The sequence below is a fragment of the Thiomicrorhabdus sp. genome (genome assembly GCF_041583835.1).
Classification (GTDB): domain Bacteria; phylum Pseudomonadota; class Gammaproteobacteria; order Thiomicrospirales; family Thiomicrospiraceae; genus Thiomicrorhabdus.
In genome coordinates this window covers 1-22,001 of record NZ_JBFHFC010000013.1, presented here as the reverse complement: position 1 = coordinate 22,001, position 22,001 = coordinate 1, and the positions used below count along the sequence as shown (strand labels likewise).

18 protein-coding genes are annotated in these 22,001 nt (G+C 49.5%); all 18 read right to left on the bottom strand.

All coding sequences use genetic code 11. From position 1 onward, the window contains the following. Positions 1-2: 2 nt before the first annotated feature. Complete coding sequence (gene gspF / locus ABY044_RS07885) at positions 3-1,226, bottom strand: type II secretion system inner membrane protein GspF (RefSeq protein ID WP_373019685.1); 1,224 nt, start codon at positions 1,224-1,226, stop codon at positions 3-5. A 34-nt stretch (positions 1,227-1,260) separates the two neighbouring features. Then, the gene (gspE, locus tag ABY044_RS07880; protein ID WP_373019684.1) at positions 1,261-2,736 is read right to left on the bottom strand and encodes a type II secretion system ATPase GspE; all 1,476 of its coding nucleotides are present in this window, start codon (positions 2,734-2,736) and stop codon (positions 1,261-1,263) included. Further along, the gene (gspD, locus tag ABY044_RS07875; RefSeq protein WP_373019683.1) at positions 2,733-4,820 is read right to left on the bottom strand and encodes a type II secretion system secretin GspD; all 2,088 of its coding nucleotides are present in this window, start codon (positions 4,818-4,820) and stop codon (positions 2,733-2,735) included. Before gspD ends, gspE begins: the two co-directional genes overlap by 4 nt. Positions 4,821-4,858: 38 nt before the next feature. Then, a complete protein-coding gene (gene gspC, locus ABY044_RS07870; protein ID WP_373019682.1) occupies positions 4,859-5,722 on the bottom strand; it encodes a type II secretion system protein GspC in 864 nt (287 codons plus the stop codon). A 369-nt stretch (positions 5,723-6,091) separates the two neighbouring features. Then, entirely contained in the window at positions 6,092-6,409 is a 318-nt protein-coding gene (locus ABY044_RS07865) for a hypothetical protein (RefSeq protein WP_373019681.1), read from the bottom strand. Between the two features lie 362 nt (positions 6,410-6,771). Next, positions 6,772-8,133, bottom strand: a complete 1,362-nt coding sequence (gene glnT / locus ABY044_RS07860; RefSeq protein ID WP_373019680.1) for a type III glutamate--ammonia ligase — start codon at positions 8,131-8,133, stop codon at positions 6,772-6,774. A 21-nt stretch (positions 8,134-8,154) separates the two neighbouring features. Next, a complete protein-coding gene (locus ABY044_RS07855) occupies positions 8,155-8,922 on the bottom strand; it encodes a creatininase family protein (protein WP_373019679.1) in 768 nt (255 codons plus the stop codon). 184 nt (positions 8,923-9,106) lie between these two features. Next, positions 9,107-10,087, bottom strand: a complete 981-nt coding sequence (locus ABY044_RS07850) for an ABC transporter substrate-binding protein (protein ID WP_373019678.1) — start codon at positions 10,085-10,087, stop codon at positions 9,107-9,109. 186 nt (positions 10,088-10,273) lie between these two features. Further along, the gene (locus ABY044_RS07845; protein WP_373019677.1) at positions 10,274-11,128 is read right to left on the bottom strand and encodes a DMT family transporter; all 855 of its coding nucleotides are present in this window, start codon (positions 11,126-11,128) and stop codon (positions 10,274-10,276) included. Positions 11,129-11,165: 37 nt separating this feature from the next. Further along, positions 11,166-12,008 (bottom strand): sugar phosphate isomerase/epimerase family protein, encoded by an 843-nt coding sequence (locus tag ABY044_RS07840; protein WP_373019676.1) that lies wholly within the window; start codon positions 12,006-12,008, stop codon positions 11,166-11,168. A gap of 8 nt (positions 12,009-12,016) precedes the next feature. Further along, on the bottom strand, positions 12,017-12,799 hold the full coding sequence (locus ABY044_RS07835) for an N-acyl homoserine lactonase family protein (RefSeq protein WP_373019675.1): 783 nt from the start codon (positions 12,797-12,799) through the stop codon (positions 12,017-12,019). Positions 12,800-12,836: 37 nt separating this feature from the next. After that, the gene (locus ABY044_RS07830; protein ID WP_373019674.1) at positions 12,837-13,844 is read right to left on the bottom strand and encodes a fatty acid desaturase; all 1,008 of its coding nucleotides are present in this window, start codon (positions 13,842-13,844) and stop codon (positions 12,837-12,839) included. Positions 13,845-14,070: 226 nt separating this feature from the next. Beyond that, entirely contained in the window at positions 14,071-15,891 is a 1,821-nt protein-coding gene (gene atzF, locus ABY044_RS07825) for an allophanate hydrolase (RefSeq protein ID WP_373019673.1), read from the bottom strand. After that, positions 15,881-19,489: an urea carboxylase gene (gene uca / locus ABY044_RS07820; protein WP_373019672.1), complete on the bottom strand. Its 3,609-nt coding sequence runs from the start codon at positions 19,487-19,489 to the stop codon at positions 15,881-15,883. Before uca ends, atzF begins: the two co-directional genes overlap by 11 nt. A gap of 112 nt (positions 19,490-19,601) precedes the next feature. After that, the gene (locus tag ABY044_RS07815; protein WP_373019671.1) at positions 19,602-20,243 is read right to left on the bottom strand and encodes an urea amidolyase associated protein UAAP2; all 642 of its coding nucleotides are present in this window, start codon (positions 20,241-20,243) and stop codon (positions 19,602-19,604) included. Further along, positions 20,227-20,970, bottom strand: a complete 744-nt coding sequence (locus ABY044_RS07810; protein ID WP_373019670.1) for an urea amidolyase associated protein UAAP1 — start codon at positions 20,968-20,970, stop codon at positions 20,227-20,229. The genes ABY044_RS07815 and ABY044_RS07810 overlap by 17 nt, the downstream gene beginning before the upstream one ends. A gap of 2 nt (positions 20,971-20,972) precedes the next feature. Beyond that, a complete protein-coding gene (locus tag ABY044_RS07805) occupies positions 20,973-21,449 on the bottom strand; it encodes a CopG family ribbon-helix-helix protein (RefSeq protein WP_373019669.1) in 477 nt (158 codons plus the stop codon). 3 nt (positions 21,450-21,452) lie between these two features. Then, positions 21,453-22,001: ABC transporter ATP-binding protein (locus ABY044_RS07800; RefSeq protein WP_373019668.1), on the bottom strand; the 549-nt coding region annotated here is incomplete at its 5' end.

The window sequence follows — 22,001 nt, the reverse complement described above, 5'->3', positions numbered from 1 at the left end:
GCTTAACCAACCATTTGGTTCATTTCAAAAATCGGCATCATGATCGCCAGAACAATGGTCAAAACCACGCCCCCCATGACGATGATCAACATCGGTTCCAAAATGCTGACCAGGGTGCCTGCGGCATTTTCGACCGCCTGTTCGTAATGCACTGCACCCTTCAACATCATATTATCCAGTTCGCCGCCGCTTTCACCGGTCTGCACCAAGTTCAACAACAACGGCGGGAAAAAGCCGGCCTGTTGCATGGTAACGCTGATACGTTTCCCTTCGCGAACCTGAGCGACCATCTTCTCCACTGCCTGTTTCATCGGATCCAGACTCATTACCTCTGCCGATATCTTCAAAGCGTCGGTGGCGGTCACGCCACTGGAAAGCAAAACCCCGACGGTACGAGACCAACGTGCGGTCGCCGAATAAATCACAAATCGTTTCACGCCCGGGGTTCGCATCATCAACTGATGTACCCGGTAACGCCAGGCCGGCTGGCGCATCATCAACTTAAAGCCGACAAACGCCGCAATTACCGCAATTAAAATCCAACCCCATTGAGCTTGAATGAACTCGCTCACCGTCAATAACCCTTGCGTTAACGGCGGCAAGGTCTGATTCATGTTATCGAAAACGCCGACGACTTTCGGCACCACATACACCATCAGGAAAAACACGATGATGACGGCGACGACCACCATCAAGATCGGGTAGATCAAAGCGGTTTTCATTTTCTTGTTAAGCTGGTCTCGCTGTTCGATCGCATCCGCCAGACGCGACAGCACCTTATCCAAATGCCCACTCTCTTCACCGGCACGGATGGTGGCGATAAAATCCTGTCCTACCCGATAGTTCGATTTTTCCAACGCATGGGCCAATGAATAACCTTCCGACACCCGGGTATGAAGATTGGCTAAAAAACGTCGCATCAATTTAGATTCGGCTTGCTGGGAGATCGACTGCAAAGCTTGAGTCAGCGGCGTACCGGCATCCAATAAAGTGAACAATTGACGGGTGGCCAACGCCAGATCGGCAGTTTGAATCTTCGGCGCGAAGAAAGATTGTGCGGCAACGTTTTTAGATGCGTTCTTTTTCTGCTCGATGGATTTCAGTTCCACCGGCGTCAGGTTCTGTTCGCGCAGCATTTGGCGAACCTGACGTTCGGAATCCCCTTCCATCAGGCCTTTCTTCATCTGACCCGTTTGGGTCATCGCTTTGTATTCAAATGCAGCCATGAACGCTATCTATCTTCCATCAATTTTTAAAGAGTTAGTTTTGGGTTACCCGCAAAACTTCTTCGAGACTGGTTTCGCCGCTCAACACTTTTTCCAAACCGCTTTGCATCAAGGATTTAGCGTCTTTATGAACATAACGTTCAATTTCCAATTCGGATTCATCCGCGTGGATCATCTGGCGCACCTGATCGTCCACCATCACTAATTCATACAGCCCCATTCGTCCCTGATAACCGGTATGCTGGCAGTGGTCGCAACCAACGTGCTGATAAATCAACGCCTGATCGACGCCCAAGGTCGCACATTCCGCATCGTCGGCCTGATGTTCCTGCTTACAGTGCGGACACAACTTTCGGACCAGACGCTGCGCCAAAACACCGATTAGACTCGATGATAGCAAAAACGGTTCGATGCCCATATCGCGCAAACGGGTGATGGCACCTACTGCCGTATTGGTGTGCAAGGTCGACAAAACCAGGTGTCCGGTCAAGGAGGCCTGAACCGCGATTTCCGCCGTCTCGATGTCTCGGATCTCACCGATCATCACCACATCCGGATCCTGACGCAAAATGGCGCGCAATCCTTTGGCGAAAGTCATATTGGCTTTATTGTTAACTTGAGTCTGACTAATACCGTCAATGTTGTATTCGACCGGGTCTTCGACCGTCATGATATTGCGCTGGGCATCATTCAAGCGGCTCAAACCGGCATACAGTGTGGTGGTTTTACCGGAACCGGTCGGCCCGGTCACCAGGAAAATACCATGGGGCTTATTCAGCAGGTGTTGGATACCTGCATAGATCGGTTCAGCCAAACCCAGCTGATTCAGGTTCAAACGTCCGGCGCTCTTATCCAACAAACGCATAACCACTCTTTCACCAAAACTCGACGGGATTGTGGAAACACGTAAATCAACCGCGCGACCGCCGAGTTTCAAAGCAATACGCCCGTCTTGCGGCAGACGCTTCTCGGCGATATCCAAACGCGCCATAACCTTGATACGCGACACCAACATACTGCCGATGCCGGGCTTAGGCGTTAAAACCGTACTTAATCGCCCGTCGATACGGAAGCGGATTCGCAACTGGCTCTCGAACGGTTCGATATGCACGTCGGACGCATTAGCGCGGATCGCTTCGGCCAGAATCGCATTCAGTAATTTGATGACCGGCGCATCGTCGGCGCTGTTCAACAAGTCTTCCGGCTCGCCCAGTTCCGCAACGACGCTGGCTAAATCTTCGCTTTCGAACTCATCGAAAGTCTCGATCGATTTCTGTCCGCTGCCGGCATAAACCGCTTGAATCTTACGCTCGAAACTCGACTCGTCCAATTGTTGGAAAACAATCTCGCACTGCTCGGCTTTTTCGGCCTGCTCGATTTTTCGCTGCAACTCCAACAGAGCCGTAGCCGGGGTTTTTTGAGTGTAAAACACTCCGACACGACCGTCTTCTAGAGCAGTCAGCACAACCTCATTGGATCGGGCGAATGCAAAAGCCAGTTCGGTGTTCATAGATCCCTCTCAAGCAAGGCATCTGAATCCGAACTCTGCTTGTCATTCGCTTCCAATTCAGTCTTTCCGCCCGATTTCGACTGGAAAGGCGTCGCCGGTTCCTGTTTTTTCCACTGATCTATGCTTGGTAAGCGAGGACGTAAACCGTTAAGCAATTCGGAATCGTATTTATTCAACAAATGATCCTGCTGCTGTTGAATTTGAGAATATTTCTTATGGCTGTAATAGTCACTCGTTGCACGGTCACGAATAATCACAGGACGTAGGAAGATCATTAAATTGACCTTCTCACGTTCGTTCTGCTTGGAGCGGAACAAGGCTCCCACAACGGGAAGGTCTCCTAATCCCGGTACCTTGGAAACCACTTCGTTTTCACGCTCCTGAATCAATCCGCCCAATACGATGACATTACCGTCTCCGACAATCACGCGGGTCTTAATCTGACGCTTGGAAGTCTGCACATCGACGGCTTCCGCTTTCGGAATGACATCCGAAATTTCCTGATCGATATCCAGATAAATTTCGTCGCCTTCGTTGATTTGCGGTTTCACCTTAAGTTTCAAACCGACGTCTTTACGCTCGATGGTATTAAACGGATTGCTGACGCTGGTCGTGGTACTGGTGTAACTTCCCGTCTGGAACGGAACTTCCTTACCGACCACAATCTCTGCCTCTTCGTTATCCAAGGTCACCAGAGACGGTGTCGCCAGAATGTTTGCATTGGTATCGCTGTTCAAGGCACGAATCAACGCACCCCAACCGTAACCGCTGGAATCCACTTCGCCTAATCCGCTCGTCACACCATGCCCGATTGCGGAAAGCTGCGTGGTCGGATCGCCGCTCAACAACGCCGGAATTGTGCCGGAGAAGTTGATCAAACCACCGCCGTTCGGACCGTAAGCACCCCATTCCACACCCAATTCAGCCGCTTTGGTTTCGGTCAATTCGACAAAAATCGCTTCGATTAATACTTGGGCACGACGAATATCCAGCTGCTTAACGACTTCCTTAAGTGCGCTGACCATGGCTGGCGGCGCACTGATAACCAAGGCATTCATACGCTCGTCAGCTTCGATACTGATACGTTCCTGCAGATTTTTCTTATCCATACTCGCGGTGGCCGACGTAGCCGCCCCTGCAGCCGGAGCCGCTTCCGCTCCGCCTTCGGCGACAACAGGCATATTCAATTCGAGCGGACTGCCGTCATCAGACAACAACAAGGAACGGTTGGTCGACAGGTTCTGTAAAACCGGCACCAAGTCCTTCGCTTTGGCGTAATGCAGATAAATCACCTGAACGCGACCCTGAGTAGGCACCTGTACATCCAGCTCTGCCACCATCGTTCTCAACATCATGCGCTTGGCTTCGTCTCCGACCAGGATCACTCGGTTGGAACGCTCGTCAAACGTTACTTTGGCTCCGGTAGAACCCATACCTTTCGGCAAAACGTTGCGCAACGTTTTAGCAACTTCTTCCGCCGAGGCGTGTTTCAATTCGATGATTTCGTAACCGCTTTGCGTATCGACGTCAACGCGCGCCAACACTTTCTTAATACGCTGAATATTGGCAACCGTATCGGTCACGATCAATTTATTACTTTCCGCCAACGCGACCAAATGCCCTTCTTTGGCAACTAACGGTCTCAACACGGCAACCAACTTGGAAGCGGAGACATTCTTAACGCCGATGACTTCAGAAACCCATGCTTCGTTGCCTTCTCCGCGCACACGGTAAGGTAGTTGATCGCGCGCCAGGTTAGCCGGTACGATTTTGATGACATTATCACTCGGAATCGCGGTATAACCGTGAACGTTCAAAATCGTCAACAACGTTTCATATAAAGCGCTCGGCTCCATCGGCTCCGGGGCGATCAACGTCACCTTACCTTTGACGCGAGGATCGATCACGAAGTTGTGTCCCGTAATTTTGGCAACCGCTTCAATCACCGTGGAAATATCCGCGTCCTTGAAGTTCTGCTTCAGGCTTTCCGCCGCATAGGCTGGAGTTACGTACATTACGCTGGCGGAAAAAGCCATCATACCCGCCAAACCAAATGACACCACTATCGCTTTAAACTTATTCATCACTGTCCCGTTTGTCATCATTCGATACAAAAACTGCATCAATTTAAATCTACTGAAAGGTTTACTAACTGCCCTTGCCGCTCAATGGTCAAGTCGAACTGACTCTCGTTCAGAAAGGCTTGCCAAAGGCTTGGTTCCTGCGCCATCTCTTGAATCGTACGACCGTTTACCGACTTAAGCAAATCTCCGGCCTTAAAGCCGATCTCGTTAAAAATTTCCGGTTCGGATTTCGGCCAGATCTTAACCGCATCCCACTTTCCGTCTTTGTTCATCGGCTGGAATCGAATGTACTTTGATATGCTTATCGGATTGGAACGCAAGTCTTCGCCGATCTTTCTCAAAGTCTGCTTATGCTCGGTCGTGATTTCGGAGGTTTCTCCTGCTCCACTCTGGGTCGCAGGTTCAAACAAATCTTTCCCACCCTGTTCTATCATCAACTTTTCACGCTTACCGCGATTTAAAATAATGACCTGATCGGAGTAGACCTTCAGCAGATCGACCCCACTGATAATCTCTTCACCTTCGCTAACCACCAGGGTCGAGCCGGAAGATTCGATAATCGCCACCCCTTTCCCATCAATGGCGATCGCACCGACCAACTTCAAACGCAATCGACTAGCATCCACCTCAGAAGGCGACATACCGCTATCATTCAAATCGGTCGTTTGCGTCAAATCCACTTCCGGCTTTCCGAACAACAGAGAATCATCCCCTTGAAGCTTAAGATTCTTTTGGGGTTTGGCTACGATTTCGGGAAGAGCAGGCGTGGTCACAACATTCAATTGAGAACTGAAAAGCTTACCGCCCTGCCAAGCCAGCAACACGAGCAAAAAATACGTGGCCCATTTAGCCAGTTTGGGATTGCTCGAAATCGCACGAAGAAAAGGAAAAAAATTGACCATAAAAGCAGACGGATTCACATGTTTATAACCATACAGAAAGAAGTATTGTAAACCAGAAACCGCTGAAGCTCACCCCAAACTTGTTTATAGTTTTATGACAAGAAAAATTATAGAAAACAGGAGCCATTCCAATCCCGACCACAAACGTTTACTTACCGGAAATGCCCGCTTCAAATCAGGAGTGTTCGGGCGTTACATTTGTAAACAAACAAAACTAAAAATACCCAGACACTATTTCATTTTCCAAAACTTCCAAACATCGCGCATCGTTATGCACGTATAAAGACTTGAACACAAAAAAGCCCTGCAACCACGTTGGCAGCAGAGCAAGGTTAACAAAACTAATTTTTAAAAATCAAAAGCAGCGGTTTACCGATTAAGCTCTCTTAAGCTCGCAACTTCCGTATCCAGCAATTTCTGATCTTTTTTAAATTTCATTTTACAGACTCTAAAGTCGTCTTTTTTTACACTGGCCTGAATACACATTTGATACCCTTGAATCACTTGCGCTCTTTTGAAATGAGACTGAATTTCTAATTGCATCAGGTTTTGCGTGCCGGCCAACAATTCCATTTTTTCTTGAATTAGCATTTGTCGAGCATCTTTCTGTGGATTAGCTGTCGCGACGCTTGATAACGTTAAACCGAACATAGCTGTACTGACGGCTAAAAGCGCTAATTTTTTCATTAATTTCGTCCTTAACTCAGATTGGTTGGTTAATAAAACTCAGAATAAGAACAGCCTGAGTTTTGAACACCAAAAGTATTAAATACCGCGTTCAATTAAATACTAACAAAAACCAATACGTAATACTGCTAATTATTTTTTGCTTTAAATCAATGCTATTTATATTAGCTTCAACTTAAATTCCTTGAGAAAATCCAACTGAAGATAAGCACTCAAATAATTTCAAACTCGCAATAGAACAATTTCCTAAACATTCGCCTCTCTAACCAATCCGCCCGTTCCGACACTGCACTAACCACCAAATTACGCCACAAAAAAAGCGGCCATATAGGCCGCTTTTAACAATCGAACGATTACCACTCTTAGAACATGTGACTGTATCGTTTGATTTCCCATGCAGAAATCGTACGGTGGTACTCTTCCCATTCCATAGTTTTGTACTTGACGAACTCGTCTTTAAGCCCTTTACCAAGCACCTCTTCGACAAACGGATCGCTATCGAACGCTTCAACCGCTTCCGCAAGGTTCTGAGGCAGGAATTCGATTCCCTTTTCAGCCAACTGCTCTTCGGTATATTCGTACAAGTTCTCTTCCTGAGCCTGGCCCGGATCCAACTTCTCGCGAATCCCCTGAAGACCGGCCGCCAACACTAAGGCTGCCGCCAAGTATGGGTTAACCGCACCGTCGGCGTTACGCGATTCGAAACGTCCGCCGCCCATTGGAACACGCACCGAGTTGGTACGGTTGTTGGAACCGAACGAGTTGAATACCGGCGCCCAAGAGAAGGTCGCCATCGCACCCTGTCTGACCAAACGCTTATAACTGTTCACCGTCGGCGAGAACACGGCACACAATGCTGGACCGTGCTTCAGGACACCCGCGATGAACTGGTAACCGATTTCGGTCAAACCTAGACCGCGCGGATCGTCTTTAGGATCGCACTTGAAGACGTTTTCGCCGGTCTCTTTGTCGAACAACGACATGTTGAAGTGCGCACCGTTACCGGTCTTGTCCGCAAACGGCTTAGGCATGAAGGTTGCCAACAAACCTTCTTCCTGCGCATAGTGTTTCGCCATGTAACGGAAGAAGATGAAGCGGTCACACATCGTCAATGCATCGCTGTACTGGAAGTCGAACTCATACTGACCGTTCGCATCTTCGTGATCCAAAGAGTACAAATCCCACCCCAAATCATTGATGGTGGTCGCCATCTTATCCAACCAAGTGAATCGGTTCATGAAGCTGCGCACGTCGTAACAAGGCTTGATCAACTTATCATCCTTATCCGGAACCGACAGCGTTCCGTCTTCCTCTTCTTTCAAAACAAACAATTCACACTCGATACCCAGATTGAAGCCGAAGCCCATCTCTTCCGCTTCCGCCAATACTTTCTTAAGTGCGACACGGGTGTTGATTTCGTACGGCTCGCCATGCAAGGTGTTGTCCGCTGCCATCCAAGCCACTTCAGGCTGCCAAGGCAACTGAATCAAACTGTCCAAGTCCGGAACCGATGCGATCTCGTCTTCGTTAGGCGCCTGACCCAAACCGTCAAGTGCATAACCGGTATACAATTCCGAACCTTTCACCATGTGATCCAAGTGCTCAATCGGAACGAATTTCCCTTTAGGAATACCATGAATATCGACATACGCACCGATGCAATATTTAACACCGGCAGCTTGTAACTTGCGTTTCGTATCTTCTACATCAAATTTACTGTTCATAATTTTCTTTTAACCTTTCTTCTAACTTTTAACTTTTTCAAAATAACCGTGTGCCAAAGGGGGCTCTTCTCGCATACCCTTCGTCACAACTCCACTTAAATCTTCTACCATCCAGGCGAACAACTCTTCACCCTTCTCTACACTTGCAAGACTCGGCTTGCCCGTAACGCCATTGAGACTGGTCCGATTGACCGGATGCGAAAACACGCAATCTTCGGTTCGATCGGGATCGTCACTCTCCGGTATACGGGACTCCCTTACCAATTCCGGCGCGACGGCCATCATCAAAGAGGTTTCCGCCTCATTGGCGTGCCAATCATCCGCGTCTTCAAAATGCCGCTGCTTAACGCGTTCGCTGACGGAAGCCGAATTGATAATCGCGACCATAAAATCGTCATGCTCCGCCCGTAACATTTCTAAAGCGCAACGCAAAGGCGCAAAGTTGGAAACGTGGCTGTTTAAAATAAACAGACGCTTAAAGCCTGAGGCATAAACCCAATCACCGATTTCCTTGACCACATCGATCATGGTTTTAGGCTGTAGGGCAATCGTTCCCGGCCAACGTTGTGAATGCCCGATCGAGCACCCGTAAGGTAAAGTGGGTAATAAAGCGATTTGAGTGTTATCGGCAACCTGAAGACTTAGCTTTTCAGCGATCTCCGAGTCCATACCGCAACCCAAATGAGGACCGTGCTGTTCAGTCGCACCGACTGGTAGCAACGCTGCATCCATACCAGAGTCGACCAGTTGCCCGATCTCTTCCCATGTCATTTGATGCCATTGATTCATACTGTTCTCCCCGCTCATCCTACTGAGCAATAAAATATAGACACACCCAACCACACAACCTATTTAGAGGTCGTCAGGCATATCGTATTTTGTGGGGTTAATAGGAGTAAGCCGCCGCGAGAATCGCGGCAGCTGGATTAAGAAAATAGTTAAACTAAGAAAACAATCTTTTCAAACCTTGAGATTATTTCAATCCCATTGTGATTGAAGGATCGATGTACGCATCTACACTCTGTGGCGTATCGTAGACCTTGTTGGCGATGTTGAAATCGTCGGAGATCTTGGTAGAACCATATAGAGAGTCGAATCCGTCACCTTTCTTAAAGTGCGCTTTCGCTTCGTCCAAAGTCAGGATTTTAGTCCCTTCGATGAACTGTTTGTACTCGTCAGGAGACAAACCTACACGTGAAGCCATGATAGCGATCGCATCGTCACGAGTCTTAGGATCATTGATATAGTCAACTGCCTTATACCAAACCTTAGCGACTTTTTCCCAATCAGCACGGTTAGAAGCCAAGCTGCTTGGAGAAACTGCCAATAAGTCATAGATCAGACCAGGTTCGTTCTTACTGGTGTAAATCGCTTTAGAACCAGGAACCAACTGCAATGCAGAACCTGAACTTGGCTGCCAAGCAACGATTGCATCAACCTGACCGGAAGCCAGAACCTGAGGCGTTTCGTTTGTCGGAACGTTAACCAACTCAACATCCGCTTCGGTCAAACCGTTCTTTTCAAGTGCATTCAAAAGCAACAAGTGACTTACGAAACCAACTTCAACACCGATTTTCTTACCGGCCAAATCCTTAACAGAGTTGATACCCGGTGCACCGATAACCATGTCGTTACCGTTACTGTAATCGTTCATAATAATCATGACACTTTTCGCACCGGTCGCACCCGTTACCAAAGCATCACCATTTGTCATACCTACCGCATCAATCTGACCCGCTGCGAAAGCGTCCATAGAAGCAACGTAGTCGAACCATTCGAACTGTACGTCAACACCTTCTTCTGCAAACCATTTCTTTTCAACAGCCACTTCCCAAGCTACCCAGCCAGGCCAGTCACTGTATCCGATCTTCAATGGTTCCGCATTTACCGATAAAGCTTGCGCCGAAAGGAACAAACCAGCCAAAGCACCTAGAATTTTTTTGCCACCCAACATAATCGTACCTCCTAAAAATTATTACGATTTATACAAAAGGTAATAATCACTAATCACTTTGCATGCCAATAAATATAAAATCCCTTTAAAAACAACAGGTAATGAAAATAATGGCTGTTTGTGAAAAAAATTAGCTTCAAAATACCTGTCCATGTTGGTTCAAAAGGCCAGTTTGGTGCGAAAAATTTATTTCGCCCTACTCGCTTCAATCAACGCGGCCAATAAAATGAAACTTCCCCCGACCATTTCGACCGGCGCCATGGTTTCGCCCAGGATCAAACTGGCGGAAACGACCGCCGTGACCAACTCCATAATCACGATAATCGAAGAACGCCCGGTCTCCATTTGCGTCACCGCCCACTGGGTTGCGAAATTGGCAATCATCATCCAGACTGCGGCATATAGGAACAGTACACCCCAGGCTTCCCATCCCTGGTCAACGGATACGCTATCCCCCGACATTAATACCGCCCCACCGGCCAAAGCAACCGCACCAAAAAACATCGAAGTCAGTTTGATCTTAACCGGAACGTCTTGAGATGCGCGGAATACCACATTATTCATCGCAAACAGAAATCCGGAAAGCAGAGCCAACACATCGATCCACGACGGCGGCGAAATAAATGCATTAAACCCGCCGACGATGAGAAACGCTCCGATAATAGCCAATCCGACGCCTAGCCAACGCCAGTTATCGACCTGTTCGTGCAAGAAAATACGTCCGCCGAGTACACCCCAGATCGGTACCAGATAAAACAGCACCATCACCCGAATCACATCACCGTAAATCAGGGCCGTATTAAACGCCAACTGCGCGCCGCCTCCCAATAAAGCCACCCCAATCAACACTTTCCAATGGGTTTTCACATAGTGACGCTGATTCCAAACCCAAGGGATCATAATAATAAAAATCAGCAAATAAACAAACAACGTCAACGGCAGGCCGTCAAACCCCAACTGATTAAGGTATTTAAGGGGCAACCAGGTCAAGCCCCACAAAATTGAGGCAACAAACAACACAGCCACCGGAAAAGCGCTCATATCCTATCCTTATAAATTTGAATGCTTGATAAATGAATTATCGTTGAGAAAAATTTTCGAAATGTGCTCGTTCGGTGCGCCCCATCCACTGGTTGATTTCCCAGAGATCGGCGACCGGAGCCTGTGTAAACGGAAGTAGATGCAAATAACCGTCCGGACCGAATTCCGGCGTCATTGTTGTGACGGCATTGCCTGCCTCCTTTTGGACTTGCCACACCAACGACCAAATCGTCTGATGCGAATGCAGTGCGTTAACGTATTCCGGTGCAGCCGGATGCGGCACCTGCGGACCTTGATCGTATCCGACCCGCGCGTGAATGTGTTTCACTTGCGGCAGGATCTTTTCGATCACCGAAATTTCAGAATCCATCAAACGTTCGCAGACTGCACACCAGTGACTGATATCCAGTGTGAAGCGCATTTCTGGGATCGCTTCGGCGATGCGTTGCGTCACCCAAGGATTAAATAAAGAACGGCTACGGTGCGTCTCGAAGTTAATCGGCAAATCGTAGCTATCCGCTAACGCAATCGCAGTTTTAAAAAAGTCGATGCTCTCGCTCTCCGGCCAGGCGTCATAACCGCCGATACAGGTTGCAAATAGCGGTTTCAACGGCAGACTGTTTTCGATCCCTTCTTTAATATCGCGCAGATGCTGTTCCGGCGTGGCGCTGGCATGCGGCACATAATCTCCGCCGGTGACAATTTCGGCAATGTAATCCAGACCAGCCTGCTCAAATGCCGCCGACCATTCAGCCCGCTCTTGAGCGTCGACCGGTGCACGCCCTTCGATTCCCTGAAATCCGGATTCGACAGCTTGCGCTGCGGCCTGTTCGATCGGCAAATCACAACCCCATAATGTTTTAAAGGTTTTTAATTGCATCGTAAAATCTACTCGAAGAAATTAGGGAACACGTTGTGTTTCTTAAAAAATTCCATATCGTGGTTCGGCCACAAGTTAGCACCGGTTTCCAGACCTAACCGCTTTAGCTTCTGAATACTTTCGATCGCCAAATCGTCTCGATCCTGCCAACACAATCCCGGAGCGATTTCCTGCTCCAGGTTCTCGGTCAAATCCGCCGCGTCACCTGCCAACAAGATCGGCGATCCTTTCGGCAATTCGATCAACATCGACATATGTCCGGCCGTGTGGCCCGGCGTCTCGATCGCACGAACGCCTTCAATCAAGTCGTACTCTCCGGTCTGAATTTTCCAGTTCAAAGGCATGGAAAAATCCTCTGCAAAATAGGCGTCGTCGGCCGGCTGTTTCGCCGCTTCCAACTCACGCTGATGCACATGCACGTCCGCATGACAGAATTCGCACAACCCGCCGGCATGATCGAAGTGCAAGTGACTGCAAAACACCAAGTCCACATCCAACGGTGACAAACCAAGAATCTCCAATTTATTCGGTAATCTTTGCTCTTCGGTCATCTCCGGAGGCCCGAACGGAAACGCTTCATTCTCATAATAGTGTTTACGCTGTTCCTGCTCTTTGATCTTGTGATAATCACACCCGACATCAAACAGAATACGGCCGTTATTGGTTTCGATCAGATACGCCAGAATCGGCGCATCGATAAACGTACCTTGCCCTTTGTTACGGGTCGAAAGCGTTTTTTCATAATGGTGCGTGCCAGTCAAAATCGGCCAAAACTTCTTAACTTGTGTCATATTTTCATTCCTTTTAAACCGTTTTAAACAACCGCACTCAGTGCGCCGTCAAAAAAGAGACGCCGTCCACACCAATGAAAGTCTCGCCTTCATTTTGCTTAACGTTCAAATTAATCGGATCCGCATTCAGGATTCTAGGAACCCGATAACGGTGGTAACTCTTAATTAAATGTCTGAAAGTCAGAACCTGCCGCTCGTCGTCGCCGTAGTTCTGTTCGTGCAGACGACGCAACCGGTACCAAGGTTGAACCTGCTGGTCATGATGTACATTGTGGTAACAGAAATTCAACACCAGCAGATTCAGCCACGGATAACGTTCCGACAGCAGATTCGAATACGTATTGTGATGTTCGAACTCCATATCTCTCAGCTTGGCTTCCGGGCCGCGCTTTTGATCGAGCGTTTCAAACAGTTCATAGGTATGCTGGTGCACGTCCATAAAGCGCATTACCGTCAAAAACAACATATAAGCGATTGGATACAGAATCAGAATTTTCCAAGAGATGGAAACCAACCCGACGAAAAACAGACCGCGCAGAATCAAAAACAACAACACTCTTCCCCGGCGCGGCTTACGGCTTTCTTTGACGAACGGCAAAACAATCACCAAGGCGTGCATCAGCACCTCAAGAGCCGGAATGTAAAACCACTCTAAAATTTGAATGATTTTAAGCGTGAGCGGGTATTGCAAAAGACGGGTACGGAAATCGAAAGAAACGATATCTGCTCGATCGCTGTGGTGGCGATTATGTTTGCGTTTGATATCTTCGAAACTGCTGTAACTGGAACCGCAAATCCAAAGCAACAGTTCGCTGTACCATCGATTGAAACGTCGATCCTTGAACAGGCTCTCGTGAGCGCACTCGTGGATTAGATAGGCGGCAATCACCATGCTGTGCGCCACCAGTATGACACCGACGACATTCAGCACGATGTAATCCGAAACTAGACCATAAAGACCGAAACCGTAACCAAACAGAACGTAACTCAACGCCATCACGTTAGGCCACAAGGCATCGTCATAACGAAACAGTGACTTGAACACTTTCTCACCCCTTCAAAAGCATCGACGGGTCGTCCCGCAACCACAAACCAAATACCGGGTCGTCCCGATATGTCATTCCCCATGTAAACTGCTGCAATCCCGTTTATTCGACAACCCTCGATAGCGCTCGAATAGAACGGCAATAGCCCGAACAAGTCGGGCCAATTCAACACACAATCAACCACCTACTTAAACGGCGCAGGCGGTGCAATGAATAAAGCTGAAATTATTCTTGCGGACGCACTTTCATCCAGTTACGCCAACCGCCATGCTCGGTAATCTCTCTCGCTCCGGCCACGCCGCTCGGCTCGCAGATGAACCCGACCACTTCAGAACCGTCTTCCAGTTCGACTTTCCCCAGCCCCAAAGGCGAAGGAATCAACGCCAGGAAACTGCCCAGATGTTCTTTCGGCATCGCCCAGACTTCCAATTCGATCGAAGCGCCTGCCGACCCGTCGGTTTTCACCAGCCCCGGTTTCAGGATTGGTCGGCTGCTCAATTCAAAGAACTGATACTTCGGTGCCGTTTTAGTCACTTTCAACAACTTCGCACCGCGTTCGATCAACTGACCGTTCAACGGGAACCCGGTCAAGTGAGCACCGACGACCGCCAACGGAATCGACTTGTCGTCCACCGTCATGTCGGCCGACTGGATCGGACTGCGGTTGACTGCGGCAAAGTCCACAAACTCGCCATGCCACTGTTTGGTCAGGTTCAGCAACTTGTTATCGCTGCCCGCCGGAGCAAACAAGGTAATACCGCAAGGCATGCCGTCTTCACGGAAACCGGTCGGCATCGCCACCGCACTGTAATCCAGCAGGTTCATGAAATTGGTGTAAGTACCCAGAGCACTGTTCAATGCAACAGGCTCTTTCTGAACCTCTTCGATCTTGAAGATGGTCGGCGTCGTCGGCGTCACGAAACAATCGATCTCATCCCAGATTGACTCGGTCTGTCTGATCGCGTCCTGCAACTGGTAAGCGCCTCGGTAGGCATCCGCCGCACTCAAACCACAGGCCGAACGGATAATCCCTTCCACCGTCGGATCCATGTCTATCGGGTCGGTCTCGATAAATTCGGCAATCGCCGCATAGCGTTCCGCCACCCAAGCACCGCCGTAAAGCAATTTGGCCGTTTCCAACCAAGGGGTGAAATCAATCTCCTTGACCTCATACCCCATTTCTCTAAGCGATTCGATACTCTGTTTGAAATTGGCTTCCGCTTGCATATCGCCGTAGAACACCACGCTTTGAGCATCCGGAATCCCGATGACCGGTTTCGGCCCCCAGGCCGGTACAGTCAAATCCGCCATATCTCGACTGAACGAATCTTCGGCATCCTGCTTAGCTGCCACAGAGAACACCTTCTCGGCATCAACACTGTCCAATGCGAAAATCGACACCACGTCCTGCGACTTCACCGCCGGAACCACACCACGGGTACTCAATGCCCCTTTGCTCGGCTTAAGCCCTAATAGGTTATTGAAGGCAGCCGGTACACGACCCGAACCTGCGGTATCGGTTCCCAACGAGAAGCTGCACAGCCCCATGGCCACCGAAATCGCCGAGCCGGAACTGGAACCGCCCGAGACATAATCGAAATCGAAACTGTTGTGGCAAACGCCGTAAGGTGAGCGCGTTCCCACCAGACCTGTCGCGAATTGATCCAAATTGGTTTTACCCAACGGAATCGCTCCGGCCTCGATCAGCAAACGGACCACTTCGGCATCTTCGCTTGGCGTAAAGGCATAAGACGGGCACGCCGCCGTAGTCGGGACGTTCGCCAGATCGATATTGTCTTTGATTGCGAACGGCACCCCCCACAACGGCTTGGCTTCAGGATCAAAGTCGCCCAAGTTGTCCAGATACGCCTGAATCTCGTCAAACGACAACAGACGAATCCAAATATTGTATTCGGCCAATTCACCGGCCTTCTGATGCAAGCTCGCAAACAATTCCTGCGGCGTTAGCTTACCTTCGGCGTACTGCTTATGCAGCTCGCCGATATTCAATGCATATTGATTTTGAGCCTTATCATTAAGCTTCATTGTCCAACTCCAATACCATCAAACGCTGGCCGTTTTGAATCAAATCCCCTTCGTTCACCAGAATTTCGGTCACCGTCCCGTCCATTTCGGCTTCGATATGGATTTCGATTTTCATGGTTTCCAAGCTGGCGATAATATCGCCCTCTTTCACCTTGTCGCCCGGGCGTACCGGAATCTTCCAGACGCTACCGGTAATCGGTGAAAGCGCGGCTTCGAATCCTTCCGGAATTTCCGCTTCCGGTTCGCTGGCCACTTCTTCCTGCCCGCTACCGGAATCGTAGTTCGCCTGACCGTTCTCTTCCCAACGCTGACGCTCTTCCTGGAAGGCCTGCTGCTGCTTAGCCTGGAACTCTTCGATCGAAGACGATTCGTTTTCCAGGAACTGCTGGTAATCCGCCAACGACAGCTCGGTCTCTTCAATCTTGATATCGAAACGTCCTAACGGGAAGTCCTGACGCGCTTGGGTCAACTCTTCATGCGAAACCGGATAGAACTTGATCTGGTCGAAGAACTGCAACAACCACGGCTTTTCGGTATTGAAGAACGGTGTCTGATGATAGGCGTTCCAAACCTGGATGGTACGTCCTACGAACTGGTAACCACCCGGCCCTTCCATACCGTAGATACACATGTAAGCCCCACCGATACCGACGGCATTTTCCGGCGTCCAGGTACGTGCAGGGTTGTATTTGGTCGTGACCAGACGATGACGCGGATCCAACGGTGTCGCTACCGGCGCACCCAGATAAACGTCACCCAACCCCATAACCAGATAGTTGGCGTCGAAGACGATTTTCTTAACTTCTTCGATCGAATCCAGACCGTTGATACGACGGATAAATTCGATGTTGCTCGGACACCACGGCGCATCCGGACGAACCGACTGGGTATACTTGTCGATCGCCAATTGCGTACTCGGATCGTCCCAAGACAACGGCAAGTGGACGATACGGCTCTTGACCACCATGTCACTACCGCTGGACAACTGAGATTCGATTTCGTGAATCTGTTTGACCAATTCCAACTGGGAAATCTGCTTGGCATCGTAATGCACCTGAAGACTGCGGATACCCGGGGTCAAATCGACGATGCAAGGCCATTCCAGCCCTTTCAATTTTTCATACAGTACCTGAGCACGGAAACGCAAGGCGATGTCCAATTCCATCTTACCGAATTCGATTAACAGGTTGCTGTCACCCGAACGGCGGTAACGGATACCGACTTCATGCTGGGTATCGTCCAACTCCATCAAGATGCACGAACTTTCGGTCGGCTCTTTCAGGAACGACATTTCAGGCAACAGCTTGAATTCTTCGATGAATCCTTCCAACGCCTTAAGTTGTTCTTCAGCCGTTTCGATTGAAACCGCCTTGAATTTAACCTTATCGCCCGGACGCAATTGTCCCATCTTCCACTGCTGTGCCTGGATGATGGTTGCCGGACAGACGAAACCACCCAAACTCGGACCGTCCTGAGCCAAGATAACCGGCATATCACCCGTAAAGTCGATCGCACCGATTGCATAAGGGTTGTCGTGGATGTTGGACGGATGCAATCCGGCCTCGCCACCGTCTTTACGCGCCCACTTAGGCTTAGGACCGATCAGACGGATACCGGTACGGCTTGAGTTATAGTGCACTTCCCACTCGGTCGAGAAGAACGTCTCGATGTCTTCGTCGGTAAAGAAATCCGGCGCACCCTGAGGGCCGTAAGTCACGGCGATCTCGTATTCGTTACCGTACTGAGGAATCAATTCAAGAGGAATGGCCGCATAATCGGCATCCTTATCCAACTCATGGACCGGCAAAACATCACCGGCACGCAACAAGCGTCCGCCGTGACCACCGAATCCACCCAATGAGAAGGTAGTCTGGCTACCCATATAATCCGGTACGTCAAAGCCGCCCTGCACTGCAAGGTAAGCACGCTGACCAGCCTCTTTGATGACTTTCGATTTCAAAATCTGACCGGCTTTAACCGCCACCGGCTCCCACATCGCAATCGGCTCTTTATCCAGAGTCGGCTTAACGTCCGCCCCGGTCAAACAGATGACCGTATCCTGATTGAATTTCAGGCTCACACCGGAAACCGTCATTTCGATGGTCGACGCTTCCTTCTCGTTACCTAAAGCGCGGTTCGCCAAACGATGCGCCAACGCATCCATTGGACCGGAAGGCGGAACACCGATGTCCCAGAACCCGATACGCCCCGGATAACTGATGATCATCGAATGCGTACCCGGATTCAGGACTTCGATAGTGGAAGGCGTAGGCGCGAAACCGGCCAAGTATTTGGTGTATAAATCTTTCCCACTCAAAAATTGTGGGTCTTTAGACAAAGCTGTCAGATAACGCACGTTGGTTTCGAAACCGTAGATTTTGGTCTGCTCTAACGCTTCTTGAAGTTTCTCGGTCGCTTCCTCGCGCACCGGTTCGTGAACGATGATTTTCGCCAACATCGGATCATAGTAGGAACTGACTTCCTGCCCGCCCGTTACCCAGGTATCGACGCGTACGTCTTCCGGCATTTGCCATTTGGTGACTTTACCACTGCTCGGCTGGAAGTTTTTCGCCGGATCTTCGGCGTAAACACGGACTTCGATCGCATGCCCTATCGCCGGTTTGACCGGTTCCGGGAACTTGTTGCTGTATGCGACTTCCACCATCCATTGAACCAAGTCAACATTGCGGACCGCTTCGGTGATACCGTGTTCAACCTGCAAGCGGGTATTCACTTCCAGGAAATAATATTCATTGGTGTCGCCGTCATAAACGTATTCGACCGTACCTGCGGATTGGTAAGCAACCGATTCACCCAAACGAACCGCATCGTACTCCATCGACTCGACCAGATCACGATCGATGTCGACCACCGGCGTTTCCTCGACCACTTTCTGGTTACGGCGCTGCAAAGAGCAATCACGCTCACCGAACGAAACGACATTGCCTCGTCCGTCACCGAAAATCTGAATTTCGATATGACGTGCATTGGTCACGAATTTTTCAAGGAAGACGCCGTTCTGACCGAAAGCGTTCTGGCTCATGCGCACAACCTGTTCGAATGCGTCGTCCAGCTCCTGGGCGTTATGACATTTCTGCATCCCGATTCCGCCGCCGCCCGCGGTACTTTTCAACATGACCGGATAGCCGATGCGCTCGGCTTCTTCCAACGCTTCTTCCTTGTTCTCCAGCAAGTCGGAACCAGGCAAAAGCGGCACTCGACTCTTGATCGCCAATTCACGTGCGGTATGCTTCAAACCGAATTCGCGAATATGTTTCGGGCTCGGACCGATAAACGTGATGCCGCTGGCCTCACACATTTCCGCAAACGAGGCGTTCTCACTCAAGAAACCGTAACCCGGATGAATTGCGTCTACGTTTAAACGTTTGGCTTCTTCCAAAATCAATGGGACGTTCAGATAAGTCTCGGTCGCCGTCGCGCCCTTTAACAAGATAACTTCGTCCGCCATCTGCACATGCAGCGAACCCTGATCCACTTCGGAAGCCAGCGCCACCGAACGGATGTTCATCTTCTTAAGCGTTCTCATGATGCGCGTCGCAATTGCACCGCGGTTTGCCACTAATACCTTTGAAAACATTATCTTTCTCTCTTTTTGCTTCTTTGCTAAGTGAGTCGTCCCACTTTTAAACTCTCGCCTAAACGGTCACACGGCCGGGTCGTCCCTTTCGTGCTTGAGCCTTACTCCGGCTTTATTCTTCCCAAATCACCATTTCAACCGGCGTCGGATTGTAACCGTTACACGGGTTATTCAATTGCGGACAGTTCGAAACCAACACCAATGTATCCATATGCGCCGTCATTTCGACATAACGTCCCGGAGCGGAAATCCCGTCGTCAAAATCCAGATGACCTTCCGGAGAAACCGGTACGTTCATGAAGAAGTTGATATTGCTCGACAGGTCGCGCTTGGTCATCCCGTAGTCCCATTTGCTCAATGCAGTCAAAAAGCTGTCGCGGCAAGAGTGCATGTGACGCTTGTCGATCGAATAACGTACGGTGTTACTTTCCGCCGAACAGGCACCGCCCAACGTGTCGTGACGACCACAGGTGTCCTCGGTGATGGTCAGCATCGGATTATTCAAGTTAGAACGCAAAACCGACCCCGTTGTCAGGTAGATATTCCCTTGACCTTTAATCGTGTCCGTCGCACTGTAACGCTCTTCGGTATCGTTGGCGTTATAGAACAGCGTATCCACCGCTTGGTTTCCTTCCAAGTCGACGATACGGAATTTTTGGCCTGCTTTGACCACATACATCCATGGATCACCCGCCTTAACCACTTCACGGTGAACGATTTGGCTGTCCGGAATCTGCTCAGTTGCTAAAGTCATAAGGTTTCTCTCCATAATAAATCGCAGTGTTGTAAAACGCTCGTTCGTTTTCTTTCTTGTGTCTTAGACAGGCATCGTCGCTCTGTACCGGTTCTGCTTTCATCGCCGTTAACTGGATCGGCTTAGGCGCATATTCCGAGCTTGGATCCAATGGGTGCTGAGCGGTAGCCAGCACGACAATGCAATCCATCTCGAAGCGCAAATCGACATAGTCGCCCGCTTTGCTGTTGCCCACAACGTAGGTCATGGCACCATCCAGCTCAACGCGGATTTTCGAGAAGAAATTGACGTTCGGAACCAAGTCTTTGGCATCCAAGCCCCACTTTTCCAGTTCGTTGATCAAACTGTCGTAACCGTTTTTATAGTAGTCGTTATGAACTTTCTGATAATCCGCTTCGCCGTATTTCTCTTTAACCATGGCCGCATCCGAAATACCGCCGATGGTGTCGTGCCAACCGCACGTGTCTTCGACGATCGAACACAAGACGCGTCCCATATCCGAATAGCAAACATTCGGCGTGGTCAAGAATGCGGTTTTTTGTCCTTTCAACGTATCAGGCATGTTGTAACGCTCGCTCGGGACTTCGATGTTGTACATCAATGCAGAAACATTCGCTCCGCCTTCGACATCCTTAATTCTCAAAGTCGTGCCGCGACGCATTACGCCTGACCAGTGCGCTCCACCCGGAAGCTGCTCGGACCAGATAATTGAATTTTGATCACTCATAATTACCCTTCTTTCCTTTCGTACATATTTTTCGTAGCGGCCTCTTTCTGGCTCTGAATCGGCGGCAACACCGAATTGACCAGATAAAGGTTTCCGGTTTTAACCCCTCGGTTGGCAATCATTTCATCGCTGATGATTTGTAATTGCTGTGCAGCACCCTGCAACAGATTCACTTCCAACGTATGCTGATCCACCAACTGAATCTGAGTGGAAGAGATAATTTCCGCCACGTATTTGTGTTTAATTGCGTTCAATCTATGCTGCAATCCCGGCACGGTATGATCGTAATAAAGCGTGACCGTTCCGGCCATAACCTGATTACTGTGCTTTTGGTTCTGCAACGCCACTTCTTTTTGAATCATTTCAGTCAACAAAGCAGAACGGTTATTGAATCCGCGACGCTTCACCAGACTGTCTAGATTCTCCAATATTTGAGCCGGCATCGAAGCACTGACTCTGACTAATGATGACTTATTCATAACTTAAAATATATTCGGTACTTCGGCATTCACCGGAACCATTTGGACCATACTGAGTTTTTCCTCAATATCCAAATCGGTAATCGGCGGATGCACCAGGGTTTCTAAATAACGCTTGGTCGCCAAAAACGGCTCGCTCAACATAATGTCCAACGGACGCGGACGAGGAAGCGGCACTTTCAGCACTTCACGTACACGCCCCGGATGCGCATCCAACACCAGCACTCTGTCAGACAGATAAACCGCCTCGTCCAAATCGTGCGTAATGAACAGAATCGTAATGTCGATGTTCTGCCAGATCTCAAGCAGATACTGTTGCATCTTGGCGCGGTTCTGCGGATCCAATGCCGAAAACGGCTCGTCCATCAATAACACCTTAGGCTGAGTCGCCAAAGCACGGGCGATGGCGACACGCTGCTGCATCCCGCCCGAAAGCTGGTGAGGATAAGCTTCCTTATATTTTGAAAGCCCCACCAAATCAATCCACTGCAAAGCTTCGGTTTCGGCATCCGGTTCAGCCATTCCCGACTGAACCATACCGAACATGACGTT

Excerpts from the sequence above, each read along its gene's own strand:
- gspC (WP_373019682.1), bottom strand. The coding sequence starts at position 5,722 with ATGGTCAATTTTTTTCCTTTTCTTCGTGCGATTTCGAGCAATCCCAAA.
- atzF (WP_373019673.1), bottom strand. The coding sequence starts at position 15,891 with ATGAAGCTTAATGATAAGGCTCAAAATCAATATGCATTGAATATCGGC.
- ABY044_RS07845 (WP_373019677.1), bottom strand. The coding sequence starts at position 11,128 with ATGAGCGCTTTTCCGGTGGCTGTGTTGTTTGTTGCCTCAATTTTGTGG.
- ABY044_RS07805 (WP_373019669.1), bottom strand. The coding sequence starts at position 21,449 with ATGAATAAGTCATCATTAGTCAGAGTCAGTGCTTCGATGCCGGCTCAA.
- uca (WP_373019672.1), bottom strand. The coding sequence starts at position 19,489 with ATGTTTTCAAAGGTATTAGTGGCAAACCGCGGTGCAATTGCGACGCGC.
- ABY044_RS07840 (WP_373019676.1), bottom strand. The coding sequence starts at position 12,008 with ATGCAATTAAAAACCTTTAAAACATTATGGGGTTGTGATTTGCCGATC.
- ABY044_RS07850 (WP_373019678.1), bottom strand. The coding sequence starts at position 10,087 with ATGTTGGGTGGCAAAAAAATTCTAGGTGCTTTGGCTGGTTTGTTCCTT.
- ABY044_RS07815 (WP_373019671.1), bottom strand. The coding sequence starts at position 20,243 with ATGACTTTAGCAACTGAGCAGATTCCGGACAGCCAAATCGTTCACCGT.
- gspE (WP_373019684.1), bottom strand. The coding sequence starts at position 2,736 with ATGAACACCGAACTGGCTTTTGCATTCGCCCGATCCAATGAGGTTGTG.
- gspD (WP_373019683.1), bottom strand. The coding sequence starts at position 4,820 with ATGAATAAGTTTAAAGCGATAGTGGTGTCATTTGGTTTGGCGGGTATG.
- ABY044_RS07855 (WP_373019679.1), bottom strand. The coding sequence starts at position 8,922 with ATGAATCAATGGCATCAAATGACATGGGAAGAGATCGGGCAACTGGTC.
- ABY044_RS07835 (WP_373019675.1), bottom strand. The coding sequence starts at position 12,799 with ATGACACAAGTTAAGAAGTTTTGGCCGATTTTGACTGGCACGCACCAT.
- glnT (WP_373019680.1), bottom strand. The coding sequence starts at position 8,133 with ATGAACAGTAAATTTGATGTAGAAGATACGAAACGCAAGTTACAAGCT.
- ABY044_RS07810 (WP_373019670.1), bottom strand. The coding sequence starts at position 20,970 with ATGAGTGATCAAAATTCAATTATCTGGTCCGAGCAGCTTCCGGGTGGA.
- gspF (WP_373019685.1), bottom strand. The coding sequence starts at position 1,226 with ATGGCTGCATTTGAATACAAAGCGATGACCCAAACGGGTCAGATGAAG.
- ABY044_RS07865 (WP_373019681.1), bottom strand. The coding sequence starts at position 6,409 with ATGAAAAAATTAGCGCTTTTAGCCGTCAGTACAGCTATGTTCGGTTTA.